This window comes from Streptomyces lusitanus, assembly GCF_042647945.1.
GTDB lineage: Bacteria > Actinomycetota > Actinomycetes > Streptomycetales > Streptomycetaceae > Streptomyces > Streptomyces pseudogriseolus.
The window spans coordinates 157,281-173,174 of sequence record NZ_JBHRWL010000033.1; the positions used below are offsets into that span (position 1 = coordinate 157,281).

Genomic DNA, 15,894 nt, shown 5'->3' on the forward strand with positions numbered 1-15,894 from the left:
GCACATGGGCATTCTCACTCTCCTGCGGAACGCGTTCGGCCGGTCACGGAAAGCGAGGTCCGCCGAAGCGGAGGGTGCGGCGCCGACCACCGAAACGCCCACTCCGCCCGAGGCGGCACCTACGGCTCCGCCGTCCCCGACGGTCCCGGAACCCCGCGAAAGCGATGAACACGACCTGGTGAGGTCGGCATTCGACAAGGTGGCGGTCCCCCGCCCGTCCACGGAGCAGACTCCGACACCGACGGCGGAACCGGAGCCGGCGCCTGCCCCGACGCCTGAGCCGGAGCCCAAGGCCGAGACGGAGCCGCAGCCGCCCACCGAGGCGAAGCCGGAGCCCACCCCGGAGCCGGAGGCGGACCCCACGCCCGAGGCGAAGGCCGAGGCCGAGCCCGAGGCCGCCCCGGAGCCGGCGGAGACCCCTGCCGAGGCCGAGGCGGCACCCGAGCCCGAGGCAGAGCCCAAGGCCGAGGAGTCCGAGGCACAGCCCAAGGCCGACGCTGCGCCCGAGGCGAAGCCCGAGCCCGCCCCGCAGCCGGAGCCGGAGCCGGAGGAGACCCTTGCCGAGGCCGAGGCCGCCCCGGAGCCGCAGCCGGCGGAGATCCCCGAGGAGCCCGAGGCAGAGCCCGCGGCCGAGGAGCCCGAGGCTGAGGCGAAGGCGGAACCGGAATCGGAACCGGAGCCCGCGGCCGCCGACGGCGATGAGGCCCCACAGGGGCCACCCGCACCCGACAACGAAACCCGCACGGGTGGTGCGGGTGGGAACGAATCCCCGGCCGAAGGCGAAGCCGAGGCCGAACCGGAGCCGGAGGCGGCGCCGGAACCGGAGCCCGAGGCTCAGGCACCGAACCCGGAACCCACGCCGGAGGCGCCCCGCACGGACGGTGCGGACGAGCCCGGAACCCCGGCCGAGACCAAGGCCGACCCCACCCCGATCCCGGCGACCCTCACCACCGCCTACAACGCCGCCGCCACCGTCCTGGCGAACAACAACCTCACCGGCACCCGCGCCAAGATCCACCTCGTCCTCGACCGCTCCGCCTCCATGCGCCCGTACTACAAGGACGGCTCCGCCCAGGCCCTGGGCGAGCAAACCCTCGCCCTCGCCGCGCACCTCGACCCCGAGGCCACCGTCCACGTCACCTTCTTCTCCACCGAGCTGGACGGCACCGGCGAGCTGACCCTCACCGACCACGAGGACAAGATCGACGACCTGCACGCAGGGCTCGGCCGCATGGGCCGTACCAGCTACCACGCCGCCGTAGAAGCCGTCCTCACCCAGCACGCGAAGGAGCCCGCCGGCACCCCCGCCCTGGTGATCTTCCAGACGGACGGCGCCCCGGACGCCAAGACCCCGGCCACCAAGGCCCTCACGGACGCCGCGAAGAGCCACCCCAACGTGTTCTTCTCGTTCGTCGCCTTCGGTGAGCACGACAACAAGGCGTTCGACTACCTCCGCAAGCTGAAGACGGAGAACACCTCCTTCTTCCACGCGGGCCCCACCCCCCGCGAGCTCACGGACACGGAGCTGTACGAGGGCGTCCTGGCGTCCTGGCGCCCGTAGGAAAGCCCTCCCCCCACACCCCCGGGGGGTGGACGGAACCCCCGTCCACCCCCCGAAACGCGTGTGAGTCGATCTCCCCAGGACCAGTAGGATTTCGACCATGGCGGCCACTGGATCAGAGAAGCAGGGGGCGAAGGCGTTCTACGTCACGACCCCCATCTACTACGTCAACGACGCTCCTCACCTGGGCCACGCCTACACGACCGTCGCAGGCGACGTGCTCACCCGCTGGCACCGCCAGCGCGGCGAGAAGGTGTGGTACCTCACCGGCACGGACGAGCACGGTCAGAAGATCATGCGCACGGCCGAGGCGAACGGGGTCACCCCGCAGGCCTGGGCCGACAAGCTCGTCACGGAGGCCTGGCAGCCCCTGTGGGAGCACCTCGACATCGCGAACGACGACTTCATCCGCACCACGCAGAAGCGGCACACCGACCGCGTCCAGGAGTTCGTGCAGGACCTGTACGACAAGGGCGAGATCTACAAGGGCGGCTACGAGGGCCCGTACTGCGTGGGCTGCGAGGAGTACAAGCTCCCGGGCGAGCTGCTCGACGGCGAGGGCGAGTACGCGGGCCAGAAGCTGTGCTCCATCCACAAGAAGCCGGTGGAGATCCTCAGCGAGGAGAACTACTTCTTCAAGCTCAGCGAGTACAGCGAGAAGCTCCTCGCGCACTACGAGGCCAACCCGGGCTTCATCCAGCCCGAGTCCGCGCGCAACGAGGTCGTGAACTTCGTCCGCCAGGGCCTCCAGGACCTCTCCATCTCCCGCTCGACGTTCGACTGGGGCGTCAAGGTCCCGTGGGACGACAAGCACGTGATCTACGTGTGGGTCGACGCCCTGCTGAACTACGCCACGGCGGTCGGCTACAACGAGAACCCGGAGAAGTTCGAGTCGACGTTCCCCGCCGACGTGCACCTGGTGGGCAAGGACATCCTCCGCTTCCACGCGATCATCTGGCCGGCCATGCTGATGGCGCAGGGCCTCCCGCTCCCCGGCAAGGTCGCCGCGAACGGCTGGCTGATGGTCGGCGGCGAGAAGATGAGCAAGTCCAACCTGACCGGCATCAAGCCGCAGGACCTGACGTCGCACTTCGGCGTGGACGCGTACCGCTGGTACTTCCTGCGCGCGATCGCCTTCGGCCAGGACGGCAGCTTCTCCTGGGAGGACTTCTCCGCCCGCTACACCAGCGAGCTGGCCAACGACTACGGCAACCTCGCCTCCCGCGTGGCGGCGATGGTCGGCAAGTACTTCGGCGGCGAGCTGCCGGCCGCGACGGCCGACGGCGACGCGGAGCGGGCGGTCCACGACGGCCTGGCGAAGGCGGTCGCGGAGGCCGACCGGAAGATCGGCGAGGAGCTGGACTTCCAGGGCGGCATCCTGGCGGTCTTCGACTTCGTGAAGCAGGTCAACGGCTACATCACGGAGCAGGAGCCCTGGAAGGTCGCCAAGGACGACTCGCCCGAGGGCAAGGCCCGCCTGGCGACGATCCTCTACACGGCCGCGGAGTCCCTGCGCGCGGTGGCGGTCCTGCTGAACCCGATCATGCCGGAGACCTCCCAGAAGCTCTGGGAGTCGCTCGGCGCGGAGCCGTCCCTCGGCGCCCTCGCGGACCAGAGGGTCCAGGAGGCCGGCGCCTGGGGCCTGCTGCCCGCCGGCTCGACGGTCACCAAGGGCGCGGTCCTGTTCCCGCGTCTCGAGGAGAAGCCGACCGCGTAACACGCTCGCTACAGCAGGGGCCCGGGAGAAGGAGGCATCTTCTCCCGGGCCCCTGCCTTTGCGAAGATCATGTGAAGGCGGTCGACATGCGGTCACCGCCACTCACGTGGGGGTTTCATCCATGGCGCTCTTCGGCAACGCGCACACCGTCGACCCGGTCCAGGCCCAGCAGGACTACGCCCGGCTGCTCGGCCACGGCGAGCAGGTGCACGCGGCGTTCCTGCTGATCCGCGACACCATACTGTTCACCGACCGGCGTCTGATCCTGGTCGACAAGCAGGGCATCACCGGCAAGAAGGTCGAGTACCACTCGATCCCGTACCGCAGCATCACCCACTTCGCCGTGGAGACCGCCGGCACGTTCGACCTCGACGCCGAACTGAAGATCTGGCTCTCGGGCTCCCCGACCCCGCTCCAGAAGACGTTCACCAAGGGCGTCGACATCTACGAGGTGCAGGCCATCCTCACGCAGTTCGTCGCCCGGTAGCCCGGCCGGAGGCCAGCTCCCGGACGCGTACGCCACGAAGTCCGCCCACGCGGCCGGCGTGAGTGCCGGCCGGGGGCGGGCGTCCCGGTGGGTGACCGGCGCCCGCAACTCCACGTCCCGGAGCCGGCGGCGGAGAGCGGCCGGGGGATGTCCCTGGTGGCAGCCCTGGCAGCCCGCTGGGGCGTGACTCACGGGCTGCCGCCCCGCATGACGGTCCGGGCTCAACTCACCGTCCCGGCACCGCGCTCCTCCGGAACCTGACTGCCCGCGCCCCGGTCAGACCTGCGCTTCCCATGCACCACCCACTGGGGACGCGAGGCCCTGACCGCGAACCTGCCGGACGAACCTCTGATCCGCCCGGCCGCCCTCCTCGCCCACCGCCTGACCACCCAACTCCCGCCCTGGCCTCCGCTCCGCCCCTCCCAGCCCCACCGGTCGGCCTCAACGTTGCGCAAGGTGATGCTGGAGGTCGATATGACGGAACTGATAGACCGCCCCCGCCTGCCGTAGAACTCCGCGCTGGTGGGCGTCGGCCAGGAAGGCCAGGAGGTTCCGAGGGAGCCGGTGGCGCAGGGTGAGATAGCAGCGGGCCAGCATGTAGTGCCCCCACGATGCGTAGGCGAAGGCACCGCACATGCCGAAGACCGGGATGAGGACAAGGACGGAGATCCTGAAGGCTTCGACGGCGGCGCCATTGCACAGATCGGGCAGTACGACTGCCAGGACGAGCCCGTAGCCGAACGCGAACTCAAGGGTGACTCGCCAAAAGACACGGCGGTCGCGGCGGGCAAGTGTCGCCGGTCCGCCGGTGCATGCGAGATCAGGAGACCGGGCTTCCCGGCCGGCCAGGGTGACCACGCCGTGCCCGAGACAGGCGCCGGTCACCGGACCGAGTAACAGACCCGTGAGCAACCAGAATTCGGGGGCGGCGCGGACCGACAGAGCGAGGATCACGCCAAAGCCGACCGCCCACAGCAAGCCCAGAGTGAAGCCCGCCCACGACCATCGGAAGGCGACAGCAGGGAGCCACCTGGGCTTGCCTCCGGTGTGCCAGCCCAGAACTCCCGCCGTCAGAGCGAATCCGACGCCTGTCCCCGGGCCCTCGTCCAGGGTGCTGAGGCCGACAGCCGACGCGGCGACTGTGGCAAGCAGGCTCTGGTGGACGCGTCGGTGTATGGCCTTGTGCAGCTGCCACCAGGCCAGATCAGGGGTCCCGTCAAGAGTGTGCTGGAGATGCCGCGCCAGAAAGGCCAACGCGTGTTCGGCGCGCTGCGCACTCCACCGACAGGCGTTGCCCGGGCGGCCCCGGTACGCCGCTGGGATGAACGCGTCAAGCAAATGCCGCTCGACGGCCGATTGGGTGGGCAGCCGGTCCTCATCACACAGCTCAGCCGGGTCAGGGAGGTGTGTCGCGGTCTCACCCGGACGCGGGTTGTAGACGGTACGCGCCAGGAACACCATCAGTGGGGTGCGTAGTGCCCGTGCGACCGGAGCGTCGGAGCCGAGCCGTACGAGCACCCGCTCCCAGCGGGCGGCCGAACTCGTGTGTTCTCCTCCGGCGTCCCTGGTCAGATAGGCAGCCGTCTCACCGGCCGTCAGGGGCAGCAGCTCGATACCCGCGGCTCCGGCCAGCTTGACCGGGACCCCTCCCGCAGGGGACTGGGCCTGCTGGTACTCGGCGACACGGCTGGAGACGACCACGGATTGGCCAGGGGGGAGGGCACGGCTGATTTCGTCGAGCGCCACGGCGCGGGCGGTGGGCGGGAGTTCATCCAACCCGTCCAGGATCGGCAAGATCAATCGGTGCTCAAGCAGCGCCCGTGCCCGATTCATACTGCCTACGTACGCTGGGGCCGGGGCCCGCAGGCCGACGTAGTCCTGAGCCAGTCTTTCGGCCAGCCATGCGTGCAGGTTCTGTGCCGATGGATTCCAGGAGGCCAGCGGGAGCAATACGGGGACCGCGCCGCCTGGGGCCCGCTGGTCAGCCACGGCCAGCAGAAGACGCACCAAGAGCATGGTCTTCCCCGAGCCTGCGCCTCCCAGGACGACCAGACGGCGGGTAGGGGTTCTACGCAGCAGGACGTCGGCGATCTCCGTACCGGCCCCCGCGAGGTCGGAGGGTTCCGCCGCCCACCCCTCCAGCTCCCCCGACGTTCCACCTGACCAGTCAAGCCCCAGGGCACGCAGCCGCCGCCAGTCCTCGGTCAGTTGCGGGTCCGCCGGCGCCCAGCACACCGACAGGGGATACGGATCGTTGAGGCGTCGGATCCGCGCCTCCTCATCCCACTGTTCGCGTACCGTCACCGCCAACTGGTCGGCCACCTCGGCCAGTCCTTGGTCCTGTCGTGCCTCGACGCGGTCCGCGCGAAAGCCCTCCCAGGCCAGGTACAGTCCGGCAAGTGCGGGCAGGAGGGTTCCCAGTGACTCCGCCACTCCTGACCGGCGTGTGTGGCCCGCCCACAGTGTGCCGCACATCCCTGCCAGCACCAGGCCCACGTAGATCAAGCCGGTTCGTCGCGTGTGCCCAGTCACGATGCGGGAACCTCACGCAGTGCCGCACCCATCGGTTTGGCGCACCTCACCCCGAATTCGAGGCTCTCGTTGGCCACCGATTCGCAATCGTCAAGTCGCATCGTCGAGCACGCATCAACAACTCCCGACAACCATGCGTTCCGCACACCCACCTCTTGCCGTCGAGCCGTCGGTTCATCCGATCGGCCCAACGAGACCTCGGGCAGCAGGAAACGGCACGCTCAATCCCTGAGCCCTCACCGCGGGTTACTTCAGCCGCGCCCCGGGACAACGTTCCTTCACCACCCGAACGAATGATCATCGCGGATTGCCCCGCCTCCCGGCCCGCCGACCAGGCATCTTCTCCGCATGGTCACCGCAACACATGAGGCCTCCCACCGGCTCTTCCAGGAGCATCCGGAGGCCCTCGCCCCGGTCTTCGAGGCGCTGGGGCTGCCCCCGCCCTCGAAGCCGGACTTCCGCGAGCTCTCACCTGACGCCACCGAAATCCGTCCGGTCGAGCGTCGCGCGGACACGGTGCTCAGGTTCGAACCCGAGATGGGGGAACACTTCGTCCTGGCGGTGGAGGCCCAGACGAAGAAGGACCCGGACAAGGCGAAGAACTGAGCGTACTACATCGCGTACCTGCACGCGAAGTACGACCTGCCCGTCCTGCTGGTCGTGGTCTGCCGCGACCGATCGACGGCGGCCTGGGCGGCGGGTCCCTTCGAATGCACCGTGGACCCCTGGACGACCCAGGTCACCCGCCCGTTCGTCCTGGGCCCACAGACCGTCCCGGAGGTCACCGACGAGACGGAGGTGGCCCGGCGGCCGGCCCTGGCGGCGCTCTCGGCCATCGTGCACAGCGAGAGTCCCAGGGCCGCCGCCATACTGGAAACGGTGGCTCGCGGACTGGCGTCGTTCGCGCCGAGCGCCACGAACTACTGGTTCGAGGTGGTGGAAGTCGGCCTGGAGGACACTCCGAGCAAGGAGAACTGGAGAAAGCTGATGCAGAACGTCATCACCCACTTCCCTGGGCACAGGACGCTGTTCGAGGAGAAGTACCTCGAAGGCAAGGCCGAGGGCGAAGCCAGAGGCGAGGCCAAGGGCATCCTCCGGGTTCTGGAAGTGCGCGGGCTCGCGATCTCCGACGGCGTCCGTGAACGCATCACCACCTGCACCGACCTCGACCGGCTCCACGACTGGCTCGACCGGTCCGGGACCGTGGAGCGTGCCGAGGATCTCTTCGTCGAGGGAAGCCCGGGTTCCTAGGCCCGCCCATGGCACTGCAAGGCGATGGGCCCGGAACCGAGCAGGTTCCGGGCCCATCGACGCCACGCCGCGACTACTTCGGCTGAGGCTTCCGCACCGAGAGGTGCAGCTCCTTCAGGCGGGCCTCCTCCAGCTCCGTCGGCGCGCCCATCATCAGGTCCTGGGCGTTGCCGTTGAGCGGGAAGGCGATGGTCTCGCGGATGTTCGGCTCGTCGGCCAGGAGCATGACGATGCGGTCGACGCCGGGGGCGATGCCGCCGTGCGGCGGGGCGCCGAAGCGGAAGGCGCGGAGCATGCCCGCGAACTTGTCCTCGACCGTCTCCCGGTCGTAGCCCGCGATCTCGAACGCCTTGAGCATGATCTCCGGCTCGTGGTTCCGGATCGCGCCGGAGGACAGCTCGACGCCGTTGCAGACGATGTCGTACTGCCAGCCGAGGATGTCCAGCGGGTCCTGGGTCTCCAGGGCCTCCAGACCGCCCTGCGGCATGGAGAAGGGGTTGTGCGAGAAGTCGATCGCGCCGGTCTCCTCGTCCTTCTCGTACATCGGGAAGTCGACGATCCAGCAGAAGCGGAAGACGTTCTCCTCGAAGTGGCCGGCGCGCTTGGCGGCCTCGACCCGCACCGCGCCCATGATCTTCGAAACCTCGTCGAACTCGCCCGCGCCGAAGAACACCGCGTGGCCAGGGGCCAGGGCGAGCCGCTTGGTCAGCTCGGCGACGTTCTCCTCCGTGAGGAACTTCGCGATCGGGCCGGTCAGCGAGCCGTCCTCGCCGACGCGCACCCACGCCAGGCCCTTCGCGCCCTGCGAGACCGCGTAGTCGCCGAGCTGGTCGAAGAACTTGCGGGGCTGGCCGGAGACGTCCGGCACCGGCAGCGCGCGCACGTGCTTGCCGGCGAACGCCTTGAACTCCGAGCCCTCGAAGATGTCGGTGATGTCGACGAGCTCCAGCTGGGCGCGCAGGTCCGGCTTGTCCGAGCCGTACTTGAGCATCGCCTCGCGGAACGGGATCCGCGGGAACGGAGACGTCACATGACGGCCGTTGCCGAACTCCTCGAACAGCTCGGTCATCAGCTTCTCGATCGGCTGGAAGACGTCCTCCTGCTCGACGAAGCTCATCTCGACGTCGAGCTGGTAGAACTCACCCGGCGAACGGTCGGCGCGGGCGTCCTCGTCGCGGAAGCAGGGCGCGATCTGGAAGTAGCGGTCGAAGCCCGAGATCATCAGCAGCTGCTTGAACTGCTGCGGGGCCTGGGGGAGGGCGTAGAACTTGCCCGGGTTCAGGCGGGAGGGGACCACGAAGTCGCGCGCGCCCTCGGGGGAGGTCGCGGACAGGATCGGCGTGGTCATCTCGTTGAAGCCCAGCGCGGTCATCTTCTGGCGGATCGCCGAGATGACCTGCGTGCGCAGCATGATGTTGCGGTGCATGCGCTCGCGGCGCAGGTCGAGGAAGCGGTACTCCAGGCGCCGCTCCTCGTTGACGCCGTCCTCGGCGTTGATGGTGAAGGGGAGCGGGGCGGCTGCGCCGAGCACCTCGACCGCGCCGACCTCGACCTCGACCTCACCGGTCGGCAGGTCGGGGTTCACGTTCTCCGCACCGCGCGAGACGACCGTGCCGTCGACGCGGACCACGGTCTCCTTGGAGAGCTTGTCGAGCGCCTCGTACGCCTCGGTGCCGGGGCGCGCCACGAGCTGCGTAATGCCGTAGTGATCGCGCAGATCGATGAAGAGGATGCCGCCCAGGTCGCGCCGATTGTGCAGCCAGCCACTCAGCCGGACGTCGGTGCCGACGTCAGAGGCGCGGAGCTCGCCGCAGGTGTGGGACCTGTACCGATGCATCGTCGTTCATCCAGCCTTCGCGGATCGGGGTCGTTGTTTCACGTGAAACTCCCCCAAGCCTACCGGCCGGTCCAAGATCGCCGCTCCGCCTATACCTCTCGGGCAGGCGTCCGCACCGCCCACCGGGCAGGCATCCACGGCATCCACCTTCAGTGGAACTTTTCGACACCATCTTCATAAAGTGGAGCAATGCGCACTGGTGAGCCCTTGCCCTCCGTCGGGGACGTCCTCGCCGCCCTCGACACCGGTTTGTGGCACTGGGACACCGCCACGGGGCTGGTCACGGTCGACGCCGTGGCGGCCCGGCTGCTCGGGCTGCCCGGCGAGCAGGCCACCCTTACCGAGGCACAGGTCCGCGCCCGACTGAATCCCGTCGACTGGAACGAGATCACCGGAGTGGTCCAGCTCGCCGTCGCCGAGGGCACCCTCGCCGAGGTCCGGATCCGGATCATGGACGACCAGAACCGCGTCGTCCGGGTCGTGCGCAGCCGCTCCAAGCCCTCGTACGACCGCTCACGCAAGGCGTACGTCCTGACCGGCTTCCTCCAGGAGGTCACCGAGCCGACACCAGGGACGCCCGCCGGGCGCAGCGCGGTCACCGGCGACTGGCGCCGCTCGCGGGAGGCGTTCCTGCTGGACGCGGGGCGTGCGCTGGCGGAGGCGCGGTCGACGCAGGAGGTGCTGCGGGTCGCGGCCAACCTGTCGATGCCCGGCTTCTCACCGGACGGGCTCGCGGTGTTCGGCGTGGAGGGCGACCAGCTCACGATCATCGGCCACCACGGGCACGAGCCCGGCGCGGACAACCCGTTCTACATGCCGCTGGACACGGACTACCCGGCCGCCGAGGTCGTGCGCACCGGCCGGGCCGTCTATCTCTCCTCCCCCGAGCAGTACAAGGCCCGCTACCCCCTCACCTGGCCGCTCGCCCAGCGCTTCGGGCGTCAGTCCTGGGCGTTCCTCCCGCTGACCGCGTCCGGCCGCACGATGGGCGCCTGGCTGGCGGCGTTCGCCTACCCGGTCGCGTTCACGCCCGACGAGCGCTCGGTGCTGACCACGGTGGCCCGGATGCTGGCCCAGGCGCTGAGCCGCGCCGGCACGGCGGAGAGCGAGCGGGCGCTGACCGACGGACTCCAGCGCTCGATGATGCCGAAGCTCGGCCCCGGCATCCCGGGCATGAGCGTCGCCGCGCGCTACGTCCCCACCGGCGGCGGCCTCCAGGTCGGCGGCGACTGGTACGACATCATCCCGCTGCCCGGGGGCACCTCCGCGAAGTCCGGCGGAGGGCGGTTCGCGCTGGTCATCGGCGACGTCCAGGGCCATGACGTACGGGCGGCCGGGCTGATGGGCCAGCTGCGCATAGCCCTGCGCGCCTACGCCTCCGAGGGCCACCGGCCCGACGCCGTGCTCTCCCGCGCCTCCCGCTTCCTGCACGGCATCGGCGAGACGGACCTCTCCGACCTGCGCTTCGCGACCTGTCTGTACGCGGAGGTCGACCCCGCGACCGGCGTCCTCGAGGTCGCCCGCGCCGGACACCCGGAGCCGGTGATCCGCATGGCCGACGCGACGGTGCTGACCCGGCCCACGGCAGGCGGACTGCCGCTGGGCATCGACCCGGACGCCGACTACCCCACCACGCGGATCGTCCTGGAGTCCGGCGAGACCATGATGCTCTGCACGGACGGGCTGATCGAGACCGGCGGTCACGACCTGGACTCCGGCTGGCAGCGCCTGCGCACCATCCTCGAGGAGCACAAGGGCACCCAGGAGGAGCTGGCCGACGCCCTGGTCCAGGCGGTGCACGGCCCGTCCTCCCACCACACCACCGGCCCGCTGGCCGACCGCCGCGAGGACGACATCGCCGTCCTGCTGCTGTCCCGGGAGGGCGAGGGCTGCGGCTGCGGCGCGGAGGACACGGAGCGGCCCCCGGTGCGCCGCACCATGCTGACGGTGGCACAGGCCGAGCCCGAGCGGGTCGCCGTGGCCCGGCACCAGCTCCGCGAACTGCTGCACGACTGGTCCTCGCCGGACCAGGTGGACTCCGCGGTGTTGCTGCTGTCGGAGATACTCACCAACGTCCTCGTGCACACGGAGACCGACGCCCTGCTGCTCGCCGAGGTCACCGAGGTCACCGACGGCGCCGACGGCCGCCGGATCCGCGTCGAGGTCACCGACGCCGGGGACGACCTGCCGCACCTGCGCCGGCCGGGCGAGCTGGCGTCGTCGGGCCGTGGACTGGTCCTGGTCCAGCTCCTCGCCCACGCCTGGGGCGTCGACCCCCGCGGCCGCGGCAAGAGCATCTGGTTCGAGCTCTACGAGCAGAAGAACGGGGACGGCCCCGGCTGACCGGGGCCGTCATACGCCGGGTGCCCCGCCCGGACCGGACGCACCGGGGAGCCCCGTCCGGGGCCAGGACACCCCGGGGAGCCTGTCCGAGGCCGGACACTCCGGGGGCCCGTCCCGGGCTGGACACCCCGGGAGCCCATCCGACGCCGGACGCACCGGAACCCCGTCCAGGGCCGGCACCCCGAGAAGCCCGTCCAGGGCTGGACACCCCGGGAACCCCATCCGACGCCGGACACCGGGGAGGTCCGTCCAGGCTGGACACCCCTGGGAGCCCGTCCGACGCCCGACGCACCGGGGAGCCCCATCCGAGGCCGGACACCCGGGAAGCCCATCCCATCCGAGCCGGACCCCCGGAGCCCGTCCAGGGCTGGACACCCCGGGGCGCCCATCCGACGCCGGACGCACCGGAGCCCCGTCCAGGGCCGGCACCCCGAGAAGCCCGTCCCGGGCTGGACACACCGAGAAGCCCGTCCGAGGCCGGACACACCGGGAGCCCCGTCCAGGCCGGACGGGGCTCCCGCGGTGACGAGGGCTCAGGCCTCCTGAGGGCCCTCCTCCGTCATGCCGTGGACGGCGGGAACCGTGCCGAGGCGGCCCTTCTGGAAGTCCTCGAACGCCTGCATCAGCTCGTCCTTCGTGTTCATCACGAACGGCCCGTAGTGCGCCATCGGCTCACGGATGGGCCGGCCGCCGAGCAGGACGACCTCCAGGTCCGGCGTGTGGGAGTCCTGCTTCTCGTCCGCGCGGACGGTCAGCGAGCCGCCGGCGCCGAACACCGCGGTCTGGCCGAGGTGGACCGGACGCCGCTCGGCGCCCACCGCGCCGCGTCCGGCCATGACGTACGCCAGGCCGTTGAAGTCCTCCCGCCAGGGCAGGGTGATCTCCGCGCCCGGGGCGAGCGTGGCATGGATCATCGTGATCGGGGTGTGGGTGATGCCGGGACCCTCGTGGCCGTCCAGCTCGCCGGCGATGACGCGGAGCAGCGCGCCGCCGTCGGGGGAGGTGAGCAGCTGGACGCTGCCGCTGCGGATGTCCTGGTAGCGGGGCGCCATCATCTTGTCCTTGGCGGGAAGGTTCACCCACAGCTGGAGGCCGTGGAAGAGCCCCCCGGACATCACCAGGTGCTCCGGCGGCGCCTCGATGTGCAGCAGGCCGGCGCCGGCCGTCATCCACTGGGTGTCGCCGTTGGTGATGGTGCCGCCACCGCCGTTGGAGTCCTGGTGGTCGAAGATCCCGTCGATGATGTAGGTGACGGTCTCGAAGCCGCGGTGGGGGTGCCACGGGGTGCCCTTGGGCTCGCCCGGCGCGTACTCCACCTCACCCATCTGGTCCATCATGATGAACGGGTCGAGATGGCGGTAGTTGATCCCCGCGAACGCCCGGCGCACCGGGAAGCCCTCACCCTCGAAACCGCTGGGAGCGGTCGTGACGGCGAGCACGGGGCGCGCGACGGCATCGGCGGGAGCGGTCACACGGGGCAGCGTCAACGGGTTCTCGACGGTCACTGCAGGCATCGGTACCTCCTCGGGTACGCCCACTTTAGTTGAGCGTTGAACTTCCTGCCACCTGGAACCGACAAAGCCCGGAGGGAATTCCCTCCGGGCTCCGTGCGGTCGCGGGGCGGGCCGTCAGCCATACATGCGGCGCATCGCGAACTCGACCATCTGCTCCACGGCCTTGGCGTCGAACACCATCCGGTGCTCGCCCTCCATGTCCAGCACGAAGCCGTAGCCCGTGGGCAGCAGGTCGATCACCTCTGCGCCGGTGATCACGAAGTACTTCGACTCCTTGCCCGCGTAGCGCCGCAGCTCCTTGAGCGAGGTGAACATCGGGATCACGGGCTGCTGGGTGTTGTGCAGGGCGAGGAAGCCGGGGTTGTCACCGCGCGGGCAGTAGACCTTGGACGTCGCGAAGATCTGCTGGAAGTCCTCCGCCGCCATCTGGCCCGTGGTGAACGCGCGCACGGCGTCGGCGAGCGAGGGCGCGGACGGTTCGGGATACGCCGGCGCCTGCTGCTGCCCGTACCCGCCCGGCATCTGCTGCTGCGGCGGCACGTAACCCTGCTGGGTCCCCGCACTCTGGTCGTAGCCGTACATGGCGCACAGACTACTGACCCCGCGCGAGGGCTGGGTCACAGATGTCCGGATCGGGGTTGCTTCTTATTACCGACGGGTAGCATCATCGTAGCTACTTGTCGGTACGTGAATCAGTTGCGAGGAATCAGTCCCTCGCCGATCCCTCTCTAACGGAGCCGTCGCCATGGGGCACTACAAGTCGAATCTCCGCGACATCGAGTTCAACCTCTTCGAGGTACTCGGGCGCGACAAGCTGTACGGCACGGGCCCGTTCGAGGAGATGGACGTCGACACCGCGAAGAGCATCCTGGAGGAGCTGGCCCGCCTCTCCGAGAACGAGCTCGCGGAGTCCTTCGCCGACGCCGACCGCAACCCGCCGGTCTTCGACCCGGAGACCAACACCGCGCCCGTCCCGGCGTCCTTCCGGAAGAGCTACCAGGCCTTCATGGACTCCGAGTACTGGCGGCTCGGCCTGCCCGAGGAGATCGGCGGCACCACCGCGCCCCGCTCCCTCATCTGGGCCTACGCCGAGCTGATCCTGGGCGCCAACCCGGCCGTGTGGATGTACTCCTCGGGCCCCGCCTTCGCGGGCATCCTCTTCGAGGAGGGCAACGAGGTCCAGAAGCACATCGCGAAGATCGCCACCGAGAAGCAGTGGGGCTCCACGATGGTGCTCACCGAGCCGGACGCCGGCTCGGACGTCGGCGCCGGCCGCACCAAGGCCGTGCAGCAGGAGGACGGCTCCTGGCACATCGAGGGCGTGAAGCGCTTCATCACCTCCGGTGAGCACGACATGTCGGAGAACATCCTCCACTACGTGCTCGCCCGCCCCGAGGGCGCCGGACCCGGCACCAAGGGCCTGTCCCTCTTCCTCGTCCCGAAGTACCTCTTCGACTTCGAGACCGGCGAGCTGGGCGAGCGCAACGGCGTCTACGCCACGAACGTCGAGCACAAGATGGGCCTGAAGGCCTCCAACACGTGCGAGATGACGTTCGGCGACAAGCACCCCGCCAAGGGCTGGCTGATCGGCGACAAGCACGACGGCATCCGCCAGATGTTCCGCATCATCGAGTTCGCCCGCATGATGGTCGGCACGAAGGCGATCTCCACCCTCTCCACGGGCTACCTCAACGCCCTGGAGTACGCCAAGGAGCGCGTCCAGGGCCCCGACCTGGCGAACTTCATGGACAAGACCGCCCCCAAGGTCACCATCACCCACCACCCCGACGTGCGCCGCTCGCTGATGACGCAGAAGGCGTACGCGGAGGGCATGCGCGCCCTGGTGATGTACACCGCCTCCGTCCAGGACGCCATCCAGCTGAAGGAGGCGAACGGCGAGGACGCCTCCACCGAGCACGCGATGAACGACCTGCTCCTGCCGATCGTCAAGGGCTACGGCTCCGAGAAGGCCTACGAGCAGCTCGCCCAGTCGCTCCAGACCTTCGGCGGCTCCGGCTTCCTCCAGGAGTACCCGATCGAGCAGTACATCCGGGACTCCAAGATCGACACCCTGTACGAGGGCACCACCGCCATCCAGGGCCAGGACTTCTTCTTCCGGAAGATCGTCCGCAACCAGGGCGCCGCGCTGAACTCGCTCGCCGAGGACATCAAGAAGTTCCTCGCGATCGGCGAGGGCGGCGAGGAACTGGCGGGCGCCCGCGAGCACCTGGCCAAGGCCGCCGTCGAGCTGGAGGCCATCGTCGGCCTGATGCTCACCGACCTCGCGGCCACCGAGAAGGACGTCAAGAACATCTACAAGGTGGGCCTCAACACCACCCGCCTGCTGATGGCCTCCGGTGACGTCGTCGTCGGCTACCTGCTGCTCAAGCACGCCGCGATCGCCGCCGAGAAGCTCCCGACGGCCTCCGCCAAGGACAAGGCGTTCTACACCGGCAAGATCGCGGCGGCGAAGTTCTTCGCGGCCAACGTCCTGCCGGGCGTCACCCTGGCCCGCAAGGTCGCCGAGGGCGTCGAGCTGGACCTGATGGAACTGGACGAGGCGGCGTTCTAGCCGCTTCCGGGCCCTTACGGGACCTCCCCGTACAGACCCGTACGAGAGTCGTACGGGACCGGTAAGGGACCCGTGGAAGA

General features: G+C 69.7%; 11 protein-coding genes. 7 read left to right on the top strand and 4 right to left on the bottom strand.

Features of this window, described 5'->3' with window-relative positions:
• The first annotated feature begins 4 nt into the window (after window positions 1–4).
• The 3 genes from ACFOSY_RS32605 (at window position 5) to ACFOSY_RS32615 (ending at window position 3,765) form a co-directional block, all read left to right on the top strand.
• The gene (locus tag ACFOSY_RS32605; protein ID WP_394313976.1) at window positions 5–1,561 is read left to right on the top strand and encodes a VWA domain-containing protein; all 1,557 of its coding nucleotides are present in this window, start codon (window positions 5–7) and stop codon (window positions 1,559–1,561) included.
• Window positions 1,562–1,661: 100 nt separating this feature from the next.
• Window positions 1,662–3,278: a methionine--tRNA ligase gene (metG, locus tag ACFOSY_RS32610; protein ID WP_394313978.1), complete on the top strand. Its 1,617-nt coding sequence runs from the start codon at window positions 1,662–1,664 to the stop codon at window positions 3,276–3,278.
• 121 nt (window positions 3,279–3,399) lie between these two features.
• Window positions 3,400–3,765 carry a PH domain-containing protein gene (locus tag ACFOSY_RS32615; protein WP_006134933.1) on the top strand — a complete coding sequence of 122 codons (366 nt, stop codon included), beginning with the start codon at window positions 3,400–3,402 and terminating at the stop codon, window positions 3,763–3,765.
• 441 nt (window positions 3,766–4,206) lie between these two features.
• Here the strand turns inward: ACFOSY_RS32615 and ACFOSY_RS32620 are convergent, their stop codons facing one another.
• The gene (locus ACFOSY_RS32620) at window positions 4,207–6,261 is read right to left on the bottom strand and encodes an NACHT domain-containing protein (RefSeq protein WP_394314484.1); all 2,055 of its coding nucleotides are present in this window, start codon (window positions 6,259–6,261) and stop codon (window positions 4,207–4,209) included.
• Window positions 6,262–6,645: 384 nt separating this feature from the next.
• On the opposite strand from ACFOSY_RS32620, the gene ACFOSY_RS32625 reads away from it, so the two are divergent.
• Both ACFOSY_RS32625 and ACFOSY_RS32630 read left to right on the top strand, forming a co-directional pair.
• Complete coding sequence (locus ACFOSY_RS32625) at window positions 6,646–6,903, top strand: hypothetical protein (RefSeq protein ID WP_394313982.1); 258 nt, start codon at window positions 6,646–6,648, stop codon at window positions 6,901–6,903.
• Window positions 6,904–7,014: 111 nt separating this feature from the next.
• Complete coding sequence (locus ACFOSY_RS32630; RefSeq protein WP_394313984.1) at window positions 7,015–7,548, top strand: hypothetical protein; 534 nt, start codon at window positions 7,015–7,017, stop codon at window positions 7,546–7,548.
• Window positions 7,549–7,621: 73 nt separating this feature from the next.
• Here ACFOSY_RS32630 and aspS read toward each other — a convergent pair whose 3' ends face one another.
• A complete protein-coding gene (gene aspS, locus ACFOSY_RS32635; RefSeq protein ID WP_394313986.1) occupies window positions 7,622–9,385 on the bottom strand; it encodes an aspartate--tRNA ligase in 1,764 nt (587 codons plus the stop codon).
• Window positions 9,386–9,574: 189 nt separating this feature from the next.
• On the opposite strand from aspS, the gene ACFOSY_RS32640 reads away from it, so the two are divergent.
• Window positions 9,575–11,728 (top strand): ATP-binding SpoIIE family protein phosphatase, encoded by a 2,154-nt coding sequence (locus ACFOSY_RS32640; RefSeq protein WP_394313987.1) that lies wholly within the window; start codon window positions 9,575–9,577, stop codon window positions 11,726–11,728.
• A gap of 533 nt (window positions 11,729–12,261) precedes the next feature.
• Here the strand turns inward: ACFOSY_RS32640 and ACFOSY_RS32645 are convergent.
• Together ACFOSY_RS32645 and ACFOSY_RS32650 are read right to left on the bottom strand one after the other, a co-directional pair.
• The gene (locus ACFOSY_RS32645) at window positions 12,262–13,242 is read right to left on the bottom strand and encodes a pirin family protein (protein ID WP_225657402.1); all 981 of its coding nucleotides are present in this window, start codon (window positions 13,240–13,242) and stop codon (window positions 12,262–12,264) included.
• Window positions 13,243–13,356: 114 nt separating this feature from the next.
• Window positions 13,357–13,824, bottom strand: a complete 468-nt coding sequence (locus ACFOSY_RS32650) for an SseB family protein (RefSeq protein ID WP_006134929.1) — start codon at window positions 13,822–13,824, stop codon at window positions 13,357–13,359.
• Window positions 13,825–13,987: 163 nt separating this feature from the next.
• Here ACFOSY_RS32650 and ACFOSY_RS32655 point away from each other — a divergent pair, with 163 nt between their 5' ends.
• Complete coding sequence (locus tag ACFOSY_RS32655) at window positions 13,988–15,814, top strand: acyl-CoA dehydrogenase (RefSeq protein WP_394313991.1); 1,827 nt, start codon at window positions 13,988–13,990, stop codon at window positions 15,812–15,814.
• Window positions 15,815–15,894 lie beyond the last annotated feature (80 nt).